Genomic DNA, 15,362 nt, shown 5'->3' on the forward strand with positions numbered 1-15,362 from the left:
TTACTCTGGGTTGTCCGCGAGTGATCTCGCCGCCCGGACGCAGTGGGCGAGCGCCTGCCGGGCGTACGCGGGGGAAGCGCCCGCGAGCCCGCACGACGGGGTGACCGTGACCGCCTCCGCGAGCAGCCCCGGCCGCAGCCCCAGCCTGCGCCACAGCGTCCTGACACCCATGACGCTACCGGCAGGGTCCGACAATGCCGCGTCCGTGCCGGGCACGACACCGACGAACAGCCCGGTACCGCCCTCCACGGCCTCGCCGATCGCGTCTTCGTCACGTTCGGTGAGGAGCGAGAAATCGAAGGAGACGGCGGCGGCTCCGGCTCTTCGCAGGAGGGCGAAGGGCACGTCGGGAGCGCAGGAGTGGACGGCCACGGGCCCGTCGGCGTGGACCCCGATGACCTCCCGCAGGATCGCCTCGACGATCTGGCGGTCCACGGCCCGGTGGGTGCGGTAGCCGCTGGCGGTCTTCACCTGCCCGCGCAGTACGGCGGTGAGGGACGGCTCGTCGAGCTGGAGCACGACACGGGCGCCGGGGATACGGCGCCGCACCTCGGCCAGGTGCAGCCGGAGGCCCTCGCCGAGGGAGGCGGCCAGGTCACGGCAGGCGCCGGGGTCGGAGAGGGCCGACTCGCCGTTCCTCAGCTCCAGGGCGGCGGCGAGCGTCCAGGGACCGACCGCCTGCACCTTCAGCGGGCCCGTGTGGTCCTGGGTGAACTCCTCCAGCGCGTCCAGGTCCTCGCCCAGCCAGGACCGGGCCCGCCGGGTGTCGCGGCCCGGCCGGTCGCCGATCCGCCAGCCGCTGGGCTCCACGCGCGCGTACAGCTCGACGAGCAGGCCGGCGGTGCGGCCGATCATGTCGGCGCCGGGGCCGCGGGCGGGCAGTTCGGGGAGGAACGGAAAGTCCTCGAGGCTGCCGGTCGCGGTCTTGGCGGCCTCTCGGGCGTCGGTGCCGGGGAGCGAGCCGACGCCGGTGGCGGGGCCGAAGCGGGTTTCTGCGTTCACGTGAGGAGCCTAAGCGGGGTGACCGGTGCGGTGTGCGGCGGCGGGTGGCGGCGCGAGGCCGGCCGTCTCGTTGGCGCTGATCTTGGTACGCAGTGCCCGGGCCTCCGGCAGGCCCAGTTCGTCGAACAGGTCCAGGGCCCGCCGCCAGGCGTCCAGCGCGGGGCCGGGCGCGCCCGCCACCTCGTGGGTGTCGCCCAGGTAGGTGAGGCAGATGGCCTCGCTGCGGAGGTCGCCGGTCTTGCGGAAGAGCGGGAGGGCACGGTCGTAGCACTCCACGGCCGTGGTGTGGCGGCCCAGGCGCCGGTGGATGTAGCCGAGGCTGTCCCAGGTGTGTGCCTGGCCGCTCAGGTCGCCGGTCGCCTGGACGAGCGGCAGTGCCTGCCGGCAGTGCTCCAGGGCCTCTCCCAGCTCGCCGAGTTCGGCGAGGTACCAGCCGATGTCGTTGAGGGCGACCGCCTGGCCGCCGCGGTCGTGGGCGAGCCGGAAGTGCTCCAGGCAGCGGCGCGAGTAGTGCAGTGCCTCGCGGGTCATGCCGTGTGCCCAGGCCATCTTGGCCAGGTTCTGGCAGGTGCGCGCCTGACCGGCGTGGTTGTCCAGCCGCCGGAAGAGGCCGAGCGCCCGGGTGAAGTGGTAGCGGGCACCCTGCCGGTCCCGCAGCTGGAAGCGGGCGAGGCCCAGGCCGCGGTGGGCGGCCGCCTGTCCGGCCGGGTCCTCGTGGCACTCGGCCGCGCGCAGGGCGACGGTGTGGATGTCGGTGAGGGCCTGCCAGTTGCCCTGGCGTTCGAGGAACGTGGTCAGGGTCGCGGCCAGTTGCCAGGTGTGGGCGTCGAGGCCGGGCGACGGGCGCTCCACGGCCGACAGCAGTACGGACTGTTCGGCGATCAGCCAGGCCAGCGCCTCGTCGTAGTCGGCGAGTTGGCGGGGCAGGGCACCGGGCTCGGCCGGGGCGAGGGTCATCGGGTGGCGGCGCCGGGTCAGCAGGGCGTCGGCCGCGTACGCCGTGTGCAGATAGTGGTCCAGGACGCGGCGGGACGCGGCCCGGGTCGCGCGTGCGTCGTCGTGTTCGGCGACCAGTTCGACGGCGTAGGCCCGCAACAGGTCGTGACAGGTGTAGCGGTGGCGGGAGTGCTCGATCAGCAGATGGGCGGCGGTCAGTTCCGCCAGCGGCGCGCGGACCCGCCCCACGCCCACACCGGCGAGCGCGGCGAGGGACGTCAGGTCGGCGTCGGGGCCGGGATGCAGGCCGAGGAGCCGGAAGAGCCGTGCCGCCTCCGGGCTCAGGGTCCGGTACGACCAGTCGAAGACCGTCCGTACCGCGGTGACCGGGTCGCCGGTGTCCAGCGGGTCCAGGATCCGCTCGGCGGTGCGCAGTTCGTCGGCGAAGGCGGCCAGCGGTACGGCGGGGCGGGCGGCGGCGCGGGCGGCGACGACCGCGAGGGCGAGCGGCAGCCCTGCGCAGCGCACCACGACCTCGTCGACGGCGGCGGCCTCGGCCGCGACCCGGGCGGCGCCCAGGCGGGCGGCGAGCAGGTCGCGGCACTCCTCGGCGCCGAGCAGGTCGAGCGCGAGCAGCCGGGCGCCCTCCGCGGCGGCGAGCCCGGTCAGCGGAGCCCGGCTGGTCACCAGGGCCAGACAGCCCGGCGCACCGGGCAGCAACGGCCGCACCTGGTCCGCGTCGCGGGCGTTGTCGAGGACGACCAGGACCCGGCGGCCGGACAACAGGCTCCGGTACAGGCCGACTTGCGCGTCCGGCGACTCCGGCATCCGGACGGCGGGCACCCCGAGCGCCTCCAGGAACCCGCGTAGGGCCCGGTCCGGGGGAAGCGGTGCGCCGCCCGGGTCGAAGCCGCGCAGGTTCACGTACAACTGCCCGTCGGGGAAGGCCGGACGTGCCTGCCGTGCCCAGTGCACCGCCAGCGCAGTCTTGCCCACACCGCCCATGCCGGACAGCGCGACCGCCGCCGGGCACCGCCCGACGTCGTCGAGCAGCCCATCCAGCCGGGCGAGTTCGTCGACACGCCCGGTGAAACCCGCGGAGCCCGAGGGGAGTTGGGCGGGTGCGGTGTACAGGGCACCAATGGACGCGGGGACGACAGGAAAGGCGGGGGTGACGGGGGTGACGGGCGGATCCGACGCCCTGGGCTCTTCCGGGTGCGGGTCGACGGGGGCGGCCGACCGGTCCGACGCCCCGCGCCCCGCCGGAAACCGGTCGACGGGGGCGGACTGCGGTCCCGGCGCCCCGCGCCCGTCGCGGTGTCGGTCGGCGGGGGTGGCCGGGGGCTGTCGTACGGCCGGTTGCGCGGGGGGCGTCTCGCGGCCGCGGGCGGGTGCCGTTCCGGGTTCGCGGGCGGGGTCCAGGGGGCGGTCCCGGAGGATCTGCTGGTGCAACTCCCAGAGCCGGCGCCCGGGTTCGGTGCCAAGCTCCTCCACCAGACGCTCTCTGGTCCGGGCGTAGCAGCGCAGCGCCTCGCCGCTGTCGCCGGCCGCGTGCAGGGCCCGCATGAGGGCCTCCGCCAGGGGTTCCGTCAGCGGGTACTCGCCCAGCAGATCCGCCAACTGCCCCACCACGGCCGCCGGGTCGCCGCCGTGGATCTCCAGGTCCGCGAGGCGTACGGCAGCGTCCACGCGCTGCCGACGCCAGGTCTCGCGCATCCGGGCGGGCCAGATCCCGGGCAGAGCGGCGAAGGGCTCGCCGCGCCACAGACCGAGCGCCTCGCGCAGCCGCGCGGCACGTGTGCGGTCGGACAGCGCGTCGTCGCGGGCCGCCGCGGCCAGCCGCTGGAAGCGGTGCAGGTCGACGCTGTCGGGTTCGAGGTCCAGCTGGTAGCCGCCGGCGCGGCGCAGCACCGGTAATCGCCCCTCGCCGCTGTCGTCCAGCCGTTCCGCCACCCGCCGGATACGGGCGATGTGCGCGTACAGGGCGCGGCGGGCGCCCTCCGGTGGATCGGCGCCCCACACCCGGTCGACAAGCGCCTCGACCGGCACAGGCCGTCCGACGTCCACCGCCAACGCGGCCAGCACCGCCCGGCGTTGGGGTGGCCCCAGATCCACCGGCGTCCCGCGCACCAGCAGTTCCACCGGTCCCGACAGACACAACCTCAGCATTGCGCCCACCCCCGTCCGCCCCGCATTCACAGTCTCCTCACATCCATGGGCTGGGCGACAAGCTTTCGACAAGAAATCGGCTCATACCCGGCCACCACCCTGGTCCGGGCGGTTTCGCGCCGGAACATCGGCGTGTCGCGCTCGGGACCGCACCCCGTACCGGCACCGGACGGGGCTCACACGTGAAAACGGGGGTTGACACGTGCATCGACCGGAATGGGTGACCTCGACCGTCCCGGCACCGTCACGGATCGCACCGCCGGCCTCGGCCTCTTCGGCCGGCCTCGGCGGAGCGCTGTCGGCGGCGGCCGGACGGGGTGTCCTGGAAGGGGCCTTCGCTCTGCTGAACGCGCTGCAACGGGAGCAGGACGCCGGTGTGACCGCGCTCGCCGCCGCGTGCGGCCTGCCCAAGACGACCGCGTACCGGCTGCTCGACCAACTGGTGGAACTGGGAGCAGTCGAACGCAGTGCGGGCCGGTACCGCATCGGGCCGGGCATGTTCCGGCTGGGCCAGGGCTGGCAGCCGCACCCGGGCCTGCGGTCGGCCGCGCGGAAGCCGTTGCGGCGGCTGACGGCCGTCACCGGCATGACGGTCGCGCTCGCCGTACTGCACCGGGGCCAGACGCTGGTTCTGGACTGGACGGCGGCGGCGGACGCGCCGCGCCCGCTGCCCGACGACCGGCTGGTCTGGCCCTGGTACACGGCGGCCGGCAAGGTCCTCGCCGCCTGGACCCGCCCCGGCCCGGCGCCCGGCCCACTGCCCCGGGCGTGGCCGGAGGAGGCCGGGCGGATCCGGGAGCTCGGGGCCGCCTACGACCACGAGGAGGTACTGGAGGGGGTGTGCTGCGCCGCCGTACCCGTGTACGCGGCGGACGGTGCCCCGGTGGCGGCGCTGAGCGTGCTTACCGGCCCCGACCATCACCTGGACCGCCTCGCCGACACCGCCCGCCGTGCCGCGTCGGCCATCACGGCGGGGCTGGGCCGTCGCCGGTGACACCGGGACCGGTGCCCGCCCTGCACACACGGTCCCGTCCCGCCCCGCCGTTCCGCTCATCGGCACAACGGGCGACAGGGCGGCTCCCGCTCCCCAGTCTGGGTCCGTCGGCCGAGGCGCCCCACGCCGGAGACCGGCCGACGGCGGCCCACACAGCCCCCAGCCCCAGCCCCCACCACCGTTCAGGGAGGACACCCATGACGTCGTCGCCCGCACGCCCCGGGAACGGCGAGGCCGCCCGCCGAGGCGACGCGCTGGCCCTGCTGAAGGCGGAGTTCGACGGCGGGTCCGACGTATGGCGGTCGGCGCTCGGCGGCGCGGTGTGCGTGGCCGAGCCCGAGGCGGCCCGGGCGGTGATGGGCAACCGGCACGGCGCCGTCGCGGACACCTCCGACTTCTACCACCACCGGCACGGTGTCTTCGGGCCGCGTTCCGCGCAGCTCGCCATCGGCCGAGCCGCCCGCACCCTGATACAGCGACACCTCCAGGAGCGTCGAGACGACCTGCCCCGGCTGGTGGCCGAGCGGCTCGCACCGCGCAGCGAGTGGCCGGACGCCGGGAACCTGCTCGTCCTGGAGCATCTGCGCGATGTGCTGCTGCACCCGGACGCCCCGCCCCACCTGCACGCGACCGTGGAGGCGATCGTCGCCCGCTCGGTGCTGGCGGGTGCGCGGCGGCGCCACCCGGCGCCGTCCCGGCTGCTGTTCCGCCGCCGTGCGCTGCGCACCCTGTACCTGGAGATGCGCGCCCGGCAGCGGGCGGCACGGCCGCTCGACCACCCTTCGGGGCCGCGCGACCTCGTCGACGTCGTCGTCGGCGGGGGCGGCCCGGAGGCGGACCCGCGGGACCTCGTCGAGGTCTATCTGTCCTTCCTGTTCGCCACGGCCGGCTCGATCGGCTTCGCGCTGGGCTGGTCGGTCCGGCTGCTGGGCACGCACCCTGAGCACACCGCGGCGGAACCGAGCTGGACCGTGCGCGAGGCGCTGCGGCTGTGGCCGGTGGCGTGGCTGTTCGCCCGCACCCCCGACCGGGTGCAGGAGCTGGGCGGGGTGCGGGTCACGCCCCGGGACCGGCTCATGGTGTGCAGCTATCTGGTGCACCGGCACCCCGGGCACTGGGAGCGGCCCGAAGAGTTCGTCCCGCAGCGCTGGGCAGAGGGCACTCCGGACACGGCCGCCTACCTGCCGTTCGGCCTCGGCGCGCACACCTGTGCCGGCGCGACCGTCACCGTACGGCTGCTGGAGGACCTGGTCGGCCTCCTGACCCGTGACTGGCGTCTGTCGGTCACCCCTGACGGCGACGGGCCCCAGGTGGGTCCGGCGCTGGCTCCGCCGCGGTTCACCGCGACGCTGAGCCGTCCCGACCGCTGTCCCGAGAGGAGGTGAACCAGCATGCGCGCGCTGTACCTCAAGACGAAGTCGGTCCTCAACGTCCGCCGTTCGTACGGGCAGTTCTGGTACCTGTACCACCACATCTGACCGGCCCCGCGCGGGGAGGCGGCACCACCAGTCGGCTCCCCGCGCCCCCAGGAGGGGAACGCTCACGATGACCACCCCGCAGCACCCCGAGGACTTCCTGAGTTCCATGCGGCTGCGCAGCGCCCAGGAGGACGGCATCTTCTGGGTCGACGACCAGCGGCTCGGGGTCTTCGAGCCGGAGGCGGCGCGCCACGTCAGCGCCACGAACTGGCACCGGTTCGTCATGCAGGACCGCCTGGTCGACCTGGTGCGCCGGCGGCGCAGCCCCGAGATGCGGTGGAGCCGGATCCGTTCCACGTGGCTGACCCGGTTGCACGCCCTCGCCACGGCCGAGCAGCACGGTCTGCTGATCGAGCGCATGGAGCGGGTGCTGGACGCGAGCACCGGGCACGACACCGACCTGACCATGCTGATGCAGGACGTGGTGCTGCGTTCGCTGCTGCCCGTCGCGCTCGGCGGGCTCACCGCCGCCGAGGCCGATCTGGTGCGCCGGGACCTGGAGATGAAGCTGTCGCGGCTGGTGTCGCCCACGCCGGGCGGCGTCCTGCACCACCTCCGTCATGTCGCCGTGCAGATCCGCGCGGGGCTGGTGGTGCGCCGGGTCCTGCGGGAGCGCGCCCGTGGTCGGCGCGGGCGCGAACCCGACCTCGCCGACCCGTTCGTGGACCTGCTGCCGGAACTCGGCATGGACCGCGCCCTGGACGTGGTGACCACCGTCCTGACCGCCATCGGGGGCCCGCCCGGCACCGCCGCCGCGAGCCTGCTGTACGAGTTCGTCCGGCACCCCGAATGGCAGGACAGGCTGGAGGCCGAACTGAGCACGGTGGACCCGGTGGAGTTCCGCACGGCCCCCACCAGGGCGGCCCCGGTGACCCACCGGTTCGTGAAGGAGACGCTGCGGATGTGGAGTCCGCCGCTGCTGCTGGTACGCCGCTCGTCGTTCGCGTTCGACCTGGGGAAGACCCGGCTGGAGCCGGGGCAGTGGTATCTGCTGAGCCCGCATCTGATCCATCGCGACGAGCGGGTCTGGGAGCGGCCCGATGTCTTCGACCCGGACCGTTTCCTCCCCGGCGCCGGGCACGGTCCGGCGGACCGCGCCTGTTATGTGCCGTTCGGCTGGGCGCCGAAGAAATGCGTCGGCGCGAACCTCGCCGTCGTCCAGCTGATGGCCCTGTGCCATCTGATGTGCACCCGCTACCGGCTGACGGTGGAGCGGCCGGAGGCGGTCACGATGGCGCTCCGGTTCGCGCCGGTGCCGGAGGACTTCCGCGGCCGGCTGACGCTGCGCTGAGCAGCGCCCCGAAGGGGCGCTGGGGGTACCCCCGGCCGAAGGCTGGGGGAGGAACTGCGCGACCAGCCACGACGCACCCGCAGTCGACACACGGCTTGTCGCGGCGTTTCCAGGGGAGGAACTGCGCGACCAGCCACGACGCACCCGCAGTCGACACACGGCTTGTCGCGGCGTTTCCAGCGGAGCGCCTAGCCCCGCACCGGGCCGGGGCGCACGGTGACGTCGTTGATCTCCGCGTCCCTCGGGAGGTCCAGGGCCGTGAGGATCGTGGTGGCCACCGACTCCGGGTCGATCCACCTCGCCGGGTCGTACTCCTTGCCCTCCTGCTGGTGGACCTTGGCCTGCATCGGGCTCGCCGTGCGGCCCGGGTAGACCGAGGTGACCCTGATGCCGTTGCCGCCCTCCTCGTGACGGAGGGAGTCGGCGAGGGCCTTCAGGCCGTGCTTGGACGCCGCGTACGCCGACCAGCCCGCGTGGGCGTTGAGTCCCGCGCCCGAGTTCACGAACAGCACATGGCCTCGGGCGGCGCGGAGTTGGGGCAGGAAGTGCCGGGTCAGCTCGGCCGGTGCGACCAGGTTGACGTTGAGCTGGTGGCGCCAGGACTTCGGGGTCAGCTCGCCGACCTCGCCCAGGTCGACCACGCCCGCGATGTGCAGCAGCGAATCGATCCGCTCCGGGAGCGTCTGGTGGGAGAACGCCCAGGACAGCTTGTCCGGGTCCGCCAGGTCGCCGACCAGGGTGCGGGCGCCGGGGAATTCCGCCGCCAGTTCCTTCGCGCGGCCCGCGTCGCGCGCGTGCAGGACGAGTTCGTCCCCGCGCGCGTGCAGCCGGCGGGCCACGGCGGCGCCGATACCGGAACCGGCGCCGGTGATCACATGAGTTGCCATGAGGGCCATGCTCGCATCAGCCGGTGCTCCGGTTCGCCTCCAGGTGGGCGAGCGCGTCGGCGGGCTCGGCGGCGAAGTGCATCAGCTCCGACAGGGGGCGGGGCAGGAAGCCCTCCGCCTCCATGCGGCGGAACTGTTCCTCCAGGCCGTCGTAGAAGCCGGCGGTGTTCAGCAGGACGACCGGCTTGTCCGTGCGGCCGTGCTTCTTCAGTTCCAGGATCTCGGTGGCCTCGTCGAGGGTGCCGGTGCCGCCGACCATGATGACCACGGCGTCGGCCTTCTCCAGCAGGAGCCGCTTGCGCTCCGCGAGGTCGGCCGCGACGACCATCTCGTCGGCGCCGGGGCGGGCCTTGTTCGCGAGAAAGTCGACGGAGACGCCGATCAGCTTGCCGCCGGCTTCCTGGACTCCGTCCGCGACGACCTTCATGAGGCCGACGTTGGAGCCTCCCCAGACGAGGGCGTGGCCGGCTTTGCCGATCAGTTCCGCAAATTCCCGGGCGGGACGGGTGTAGCGGTCGTCGAGGTCGGCGGCGGAGAGGAAGACACAGATTCGCATGGGGTCAGGGTAAGCATTGCGCTTCGGCGGCTGCGGGTGCGTTGTGGCTGGTCGCGCCCACGCGGCGGAGCCGCAAATCGATACAGCCCCGCGCCCCTGTCGGGGCGCTCCACCGGGCGTCGGGAACAAGTGGGCCCCGATCCGCGTCACCTCTACATGGCCTCAGGACACACGATCACCATCGAAGACAGTGACCAGCACGTGCGTGTGACGCACGGCGATCTGGTTCTCGCCGAGAGCGACCGGGCCCTCGTCCTGCACGAGACCGGTTGTCCCCCGCGTTACTACATCCCCGCCGACGACGTGCGGCTCGATCTGCTCGCGCCCTCCGAGTCGCACACCGTCTGTCCCTTCAAGGGCACCGCCTCGTACTGGTCCCGGCCGGACGCGCCGGACCTGGTCTGGGCGTACCCGGAGCCCAAGGCCGACGTCGCCCGGATCAAGGACCACCTCTGCTTCTACGAGGTCGAGGTCACCGGCTGACGCCGTACCGTCGTCGCGATGGTCGCCGAGCCGACGACGCGCGTGCCGTCGTACAGGACGATCGCCTGGCCGGGGGCGACGCCGCGGACCGGCTCCGTGAACGTGACGTGCAGCTCGCCGTCGGCCGGCTCCGCGCTCACCTCGGTCTCGCCGCCGTGGGCGCGGAGCTGGGCGGTGTAGACCCCGGGGCCGGTGGGGGCGGCGCCGCACCAGCGGGGCTTGATCGCGGTGAGGCCGGTCACGTCGAGGGCGTCGGCCGGGCCGACCGTCACCGTGTTGTCCACCGGTGAGATGTCCAGGACGTAGCGCGGCTTGCCGTCGGCGGCCGGGGTGCCGATGCGCAGGCCCTTGCGCTGGCCGATGGTGAAGCCGTACGCGCCCTCGTGGGTGCCGAGCTTCTCCCCGGACTCGTCGACGATGTCGCCCTCGGCCTTGCCGAGCCGCTGGGCGAGGAAGCCCTGGGTGTCGCCGTCGGCGATGAAGCAGATGTCGTGCGAGTCGGGCTTCTTCGCGACCGCAAGCCCCCGGCGCTCGGCCTCGGCGCGGATCTCGTCCTTGGTGGTGACGGTGTCGCCGAGCGGGAAGAGCGCGTGGGCGAGCTGCTTCTCGTCGAGGACGCCGAGGACGTACGACTGGTCCTTGGCCATGTCGGAGGCGCGGTGCAGTTCGCGGGAGCCGTCGGGACCGGTCACGACCTGCGCGTAGTGGCCGGTGCAGACGGCGTCGAAGCCGAGCGCGAGGGCCTTGTCCAGCAGCGCGGCGAACTTGATCTTCTCGTTGCAGCGCAGGCACGGGTTGGGGGTGCGGCCGGCCTCGTACTCGGCGATGAAGTCCTCGACGACGTCCTCGCGGAAGCGGTCGGCGAGGTCCCAGACGTAGAACGGGATGCCGATGACGTCGGCGGCGCGGCGGGCGTCGCGGGAGTCCTCGATGGTGCAACAGCCCCGCGCGCCGGTGCGGAAGGATTGGGGGTTCGCGGAGAGCGCGAGATGGACGCCGGTGACGTCGTGGCCCGCTTCGGCCGCGCGGGCGGCGGCGACGGCGGAGTCCACGCCGCCCGACATGGCGGCGAGGACGCGGAGGGGGCGGGTGCGCTGCGGGGTGTCAGTCATAACCCCTCCAGGGTACGGGGGCGCGGGAACCGGGGCCCGCGAGTATCCGTTGGAGATCACACGGGGGTGCACATGGGGGTGGATCGGACAGTGGCGGGTGATCAGGACCGGCGGATCGGGCGGCGGGCGCTGCTGGTCGGCGGGGCGGCGGCCGCGGTGGGTACGGCGGCGCTGACCAGGGACGAGCTGGCGCGGCTGTACTGGCGGCTGCCGGGGGTGCGCAAGGCCCGGGTGGCGGGCGCGGTGGACTTCAGGGGTGCGCGCTGGGTGGCCGCCTCGCCCGCGAACTACCGGACGGCGAACCGGCCGGACGACTATCCGGTGGACCGGGTGGTCATCCATGTCACCCAGGGCGGTTACGCGAGCGCGGTGAAGGCCTTCCAGGACCCGGCGCACGAGGCGGCGGCGCACTACATCGTGCGCAAGGACGGACGGATCACGCAGCTGGTCCGCGAGCTGGACGTGGCGTTCCACGCGGGGAACCGGTCGTACAACGAGCGCAGTGTCGGGATCGAGCACGAGGGGTTCGTGGACCGGCCGCAGGACTTCACGGACGCGATGTACGCGGCGTCGGCCCGGCTGACGGCCGCGATATGCCGGCGGTACGGCATGACCGTGGACCGCGAGCATGTGATCGGGCATGTGGAGGTGCCGGGGACGGATCACACCGACCCGGGGAAGCACTGGGACTGGGATCGCTACATGGGGCTTGTGCGGCGGGTCGGACAGACCTGAACCCCAGTTCCACCTGTGACTTAATCGTTATCTTGTGCTTATCCTGCGCACTGCTTGTGTCCGTTGCGTCCCACACCCGGGGCGCTAGCTGCGCCTGATCAACTCGCCCTCCCCTCAAGGGAGTTAAGCATTATCAGCGTCCATGGCCGCTTCACAGTCCCTCGGGTTGCCTCCTAAGTTCGCCTCAGATTTCACACAGTCCCCAGGTCAAACATCCGGGGCCATGAGCCACACCACGGATCCCGCCTTCGGGGCGGACGGAAGCGAAGACCAGGAAACCCGCGGCCGGCGACGTCGTGCCAAGGGTGCGGAGCACTCCAAGCCGGAGCACTCCAAGGCGGAGCGCGTCACCGACGCCGAGCACACCAAGGACGCGACGGCCAAGCGCGGCAAGGGCGTTCACCGGCGGAAGTTCCTCGGCGGCATGGCCGGTGTCGGTCTGGGCGCCGTCGCCGCGGGCGGCGCGACCTTCGCCCTGCTGACCGACGCGAACGGCAACAAGGCCGGGGCGGCGACCAACACGGCCACCCTGTCCATCCCGGACCTCCTGGAGGGCACCACCTCCGACAGCACCACCACCTTCACGCTGGAGGCGGAGACCGGCACCACCGAGATCCTCAGCGGTGTCAGCAGCACCACCGCCGGCTACAACCAGTCGTTCCTCGGCCCGACCATGAAGTGGACCAAGGGCAACACCAACGTCCTCAACATCACCAACAGCCTGGGCGAGGACACCACGGTCCACTTCCACGGCGCGCACGTCCCGGCCAAGATGGACGGCGGTCCCCAGGTCGCCTTCTCCGACGGAGACACCTGGTCCCCGACCTTCACGGTCAAGGACGAGCCCATGACGCTCTGGTACCACCCGCACGCGCTGGGCACCACGGCGAAGCAGGCCGTGCACGGCCTGGCCGGCATGATCATCGTCGACGACAGCGACAACACCACCAGCTCCGCACTGCCCACCACCTACGGCACCGACGACATCCCGCTGATCTTCCAGTGCCTGGCCGTGGACTCCTCCGGCGACATCAAGTACGACCTGAGCGGTTACCTCACCAGCGGCCTCACCTTCCCGCTGCTGGTCAACGGCACCAACGTCGACGACACCACCCTCACCTTCACCGCCACCAAGACCCGGACCCGGTTCCGGCTGCTCAACGCCTCGCCGTCGGACATCATCACCATCCAGCGCAGCGACGGCGGCACGATGACCCAGATCGCCACCGACCAGGGCTACCTGGCCTCCTCGGCCGATGTGACGGAGATCCGGCTGGTGGCCGGTGCCCGCGCCGAGATGGTCATGGACCTCTCGGCCGACGTCACCCTCCAGGCGGTCGTCACCACCGGCTGGGTGCGCGGCGGCAGCGGCACGTACGACTTCCTCGCCGTCACCGCGAGCGGTTCCGACACCGTGTCCGACCTGCCCAGCTCGCTCCGGACGATCGACCGGTACGACACCAGCGACTTCACCGCCCGCACCATCACCCTCGGCCAGTCCGGCACGAAGATGATGATCAACGGCTCGGTCGGCACCAGCATGAGCTCGATGGCCATGATCAGCACGACCGTCGGGTCGAAGGAGATCTGGACGATCAAGAACTCCACGCAGCTGGAGCACTCGTTCCATCTGCACGACGTGCCGTATCAGCTGATCTCCATCAACGGCGACGATCCCACCGGCGTCGAACTCGGCTGGTACGACACGTACGAGGTGGTCGGCGGCGGCTCGATCGAGATCGCCATGGAGTTCACGGACTTCTCCGACTCCACGTACATGTACATGCTGCATTGTCATCTTCTGCAGCACGAGGACGAGGGAATGATGGCGTCCCTCATGGTCACGGACAGCTAGGTCAGGGACATCCAGTCGTCTCTGGGGCCTCTTGCGGAGGCTGCCGCCGGCAGTGGAAGTGCCGGCGGCAGCCGCTCTTGAGGTTCCGGTCACCGGCAGGTCCCCCGGAACACATCGACCTGGCCGCCCGTGCTGTCCGCCACCACGAGGTCGCGGACGCCGTCGCCGTCCAGGTCGGCCGCCGTCGCGTCGTAGGCGCCGGTGGCCGGTACGTCGGTCAGCTGGGTGAGGGTGCCGTTGGTGGCGCCCTCGTACGGCGTGACCGAGTTGCCGCGCAGGGAGGAGACCAGCAGATCCGTGGTGCCGTCCCCGTCGAGGTCGGCGGCGCCCACGGCGACCGGCAGCGCGGGCGTGCTGTAGGTGGTGGCCGCACCGAAGGTGCCGTCCCCGTTGCCCAGCAGCACGTCCAGGGTGTCGGCGCCGTTGCTCACCGTGGCCAGGTCGGGGCTGCCGTCTCCGTTGAAGTCGCCCTCGGCGAGGGAGTAGAGGCGGGAGGTGGTGGCGTAGCCGGTGGCGGCGCCCAGGGCTCCGGTGCCGTCGCCGAGCAGCACGCTCACCCCGGCGCTGCCGACGCTCGCCGTGGCCACGTCGGCATGGCCGTCGCCGTCGAAGTCCCCGACGACGACACCGTGCGGCTGGCTTCCGGTGGCGGTCTGGCCGGCGTCGGTGAAGGTGCCGTCCCCGTTGCCGAGCAGCACCCGTACGGTGCTGGTCTGCTGCTCGGCGACCACCAGATCGGCCAGGCCGTCGCCGTTGAGGTCGCCCGTGGCGAGCGCCCGTGGCGACCCGGAGACGTCGATCGCCGTGGCCGTGCCGAAGGTGCCGTCGCCGGAGTTGAGCTCCACGCTCACCTGGGCGCCGCCGAAGTCGGCGGTCGCGAGGTCCGGATGCCCGTCGCCGTCGAAGTCGGCGACCACGGTCTGGTACGGCCGGGTCCCCACCGCGTAGGTGCTGCCCGCCGCGAACGTCCAGTCCTCCTCGCCCAGCAGCACGGTCACCGAGTCGGCGTCGAGATTGGCCGCGACCACGTCCGCCACTCCGTCGCCGTTCAGGTCGGCGGTGACGACATGGCGGGTGTTGGTGCCGGCGGCGGCGGAGCCGGTCAGGGTGTACGACGGGGCGCAGCCGCCGTCGGCGGCCACCGCGGGGAGCGCGGGGAGCGTGCCGGCGAGGAGCAGCCCGCCGGTCACGGCGATCCGCAGACAGATGTGCCGGGTCATGCCGTACTGCCTCTCATCTCAAGGGACTTGACTGATTTCAGGGGCCGCATCGCTCAGCTCTGACCGACGGCGACGCGCGAGCCCACCGCCGGGTGGCCACCGCTGCCGTCCCGGCCCTCGCCCCGGTGGTGGGCGGTGCGGCCGCGACGGGCCGCGTACCGGGCGTCGGTGACCTCGTGAGCCCCCGGCCTGCCGGGCGGGCCGACCGGCGAGGCCTCGCCCGCAGTGCCGGACGGGTCGGCCGTGCGAACGAAGTCCGGGCCCGCGGGGGCGGACACCAGGGCCCGTCCGGTGACGGAGGCCGCATCCGCGACGGCGCCGGAGGCCGAGTCCACCGAGACGACGGCCGAAGCCGCGCCGAGCGGTGCCGCCGTGACTCCCGCGCCGGCGATCCGGATCGGCATCCTCAGCGTGCTGCCCGGCAGCTCTTGGTGCGTTGGTACGACGGTCATGGGGCGGCCCTCCGTCGACTCGATGGCTGGGGAGGCCGGTCACGCGGTATCCAGGGGGGCAGCGCACCGCGTGACCGGCCGTTCAACGGAACGTAAAGTGCGCGCCTTTGCTGTGGCCCTTGTCGGGCTGTGACTTTTCTGGACGCCCACACACAGGTTCCGCACCGGCTGCGCGGCCTTCCCGCTGAACCC

13 protein-coding genes are annotated in these 15,362 nt (G+C 72.8%); 6 read left to right on the forward strand and 7 right to left on the reverse strand.

All coding sequences use genetic code 11. The annotated features are described in order from the left end of the window. Together ACIRR9_RS23160 and ACIRR9_RS23165 are read right to left on the reverse strand one after the other, a co-directional pair. Complete coding sequence (locus ACIRR9_RS23160) at nt 1–1,002, reverse strand: methionine synthase (protein WP_403754813.1); 1,002 nt, start codon at nt 1,000–1,002, stop codon at nt 1–3. A gap of 9 nt (nt 1,003–1,011) precedes the next feature. After that, nucleotides 1,012–4,107 carry an AfsR/SARP family transcriptional regulator gene (locus ACIRR9_RS23165; RefSeq protein ID WP_403754816.1) on the reverse strand — a complete coding sequence of 1,032 codons (3,096 nt, stop codon included), beginning with the start codon at nt 4,105–4,107 and terminating at the stop codon, nt 1,012–1,014. Between the two features lie 220 nt (nt 4,108–4,327). Between ACIRR9_RS23165 and ACIRR9_RS23170 the strand changes: the two genes are divergently transcribed. From ACIRR9_RS23170 to ACIRR9_RS23180, 3 genes are all read left to right on the forward strand, one after another. After that, nucleotides 4,328–5,101, forward strand: coding sequence for an IclR family transcriptional regulator (locus ACIRR9_RS23170; protein ID WP_403754819.1), 774 nt, complete (start codon nt 4,328–4,330; stop codon nt 5,099–5,101). 197 nt (nt 5,102–5,298) lie between these two features. Next, nucleotides 5,299–6,486, forward strand: coding sequence for a cytochrome P450 (locus ACIRR9_RS23175; RefSeq protein WP_403754822.1), 1,188 nt, complete (start codon nt 5,299–5,301; stop codon nt 6,484–6,486). A 160-nt stretch (nt 6,487–6,646) separates the two neighbouring features. Continuing rightward, complete coding sequence (locus ACIRR9_RS23180; protein WP_403754825.1) at nt 6,647–7,870, forward strand: cytochrome P450; 1,224 nt, start codon at nt 6,647–6,649, stop codon at nt 7,868–7,870. Between the two features lie 188 nt (nt 7,871–8,058). Here ACIRR9_RS23180 and ACIRR9_RS23185 read toward each other — a convergent pair whose 3' ends face one another. Continuing rightward, on the reverse strand, nt 8,059–8,766 hold the full coding sequence (locus ACIRR9_RS23185) for an SDR family oxidoreductase (protein WP_365342881.1): 708 nt from the start codon (nt 8,764–8,766) through the stop codon (nt 8,059–8,061). Nucleotides 8,767–8,773: 7 nt separating this feature from the next. Then, nucleotides 8,774–9,313: a TIGR00730 family Rossman fold protein gene (locus tag ACIRR9_RS23190; RefSeq protein WP_403754828.1), complete on the reverse strand. Its 540-nt coding sequence runs from the start codon at nt 9,311–9,313 to the stop codon at nt 8,774–8,776. A gap of 156 nt (nt 9,314–9,469) precedes the next feature. Between ACIRR9_RS23190 and ACIRR9_RS23195 the strand changes: the two genes are divergently transcribed. Then, nucleotides 9,470–9,796 (forward strand): DUF427 domain-containing protein, encoded by a 327-nt coding sequence (locus ACIRR9_RS23195; RefSeq protein WP_403754831.1) that lies wholly within the window; start codon nt 9,470–9,472, stop codon nt 9,794–9,796. Here ACIRR9_RS23195 and mnmA read toward each other — a convergent pair. Further along, on the reverse strand, nt 9,772–10,908 hold the full coding sequence (mnmA, locus tag ACIRR9_RS23200) for a tRNA 2-thiouridine(34) synthase MnmA (RefSeq protein WP_403754834.1): 1,137 nt from the start codon (nt 10,906–10,908) through the stop codon (nt 9,772–9,774). The genes ACIRR9_RS23195 and mnmA overlap by 25 nt on opposite strands. Before the next feature lie 72 nt (nt 10,909–10,980). On the opposite strand from mnmA, the gene ACIRR9_RS23205 reads away from it, so the two are divergent. Both ACIRR9_RS23205 and ACIRR9_RS23210 read left to right on the forward strand, forming a co-directional pair. Then, nucleotides 10,981–11,643: an N-acetylmuramoyl-L-alanine amidase gene (locus ACIRR9_RS23205; protein ID WP_403754837.1), complete on the forward strand. Its 663-nt coding sequence runs from the start codon at nt 10,981–10,983 to the stop codon at nt 11,641–11,643. A gap of 223 nt (nt 11,644–11,866) precedes the next feature. Beyond that, complete coding sequence (locus ACIRR9_RS23210; RefSeq protein WP_403754840.1) at nt 11,867–13,498, forward strand: multicopper oxidase family protein; 1,632 nt, start codon at nt 11,867–11,869, stop codon at nt 13,496–13,498. A gap of 89 nt (nt 13,499–13,587) precedes the next feature. Here the strand turns inward: ACIRR9_RS23210 and ACIRR9_RS23215 are convergent, their stop codons facing one another. Together ACIRR9_RS23215 and ACIRR9_RS23220 are read right to left on the reverse strand one after the other, a co-directional pair. Further along, nucleotides 13,588–14,718, reverse strand: coding sequence for an FG-GAP repeat domain-containing protein (locus tag ACIRR9_RS23215; protein ID WP_403754843.1), 1,131 nt, complete (start codon nt 14,716–14,718; stop codon nt 13,588–13,590). A 53-nt stretch (nt 14,719–14,771) separates the two neighbouring features. Then, nucleotides 14,772–15,170, reverse strand: a complete 399-nt coding sequence (locus ACIRR9_RS23220; protein WP_403754846.1) for a hypothetical protein — start codon at nt 15,168–15,170, stop codon at nt 14,772–14,774. Nucleotides 15,171–15,362: the final 192 nt, after the last annotated feature.

This window comes from Streptomyces sp. NPDC101234 (assembly GCF_044767525.1).
GTDB classification, from domain to species: domain Bacteria; phylum Actinomycetota; class Actinomycetes; order Streptomycetales; family Streptomycetaceae; genus Streptomyces; species Streptomyces sasae.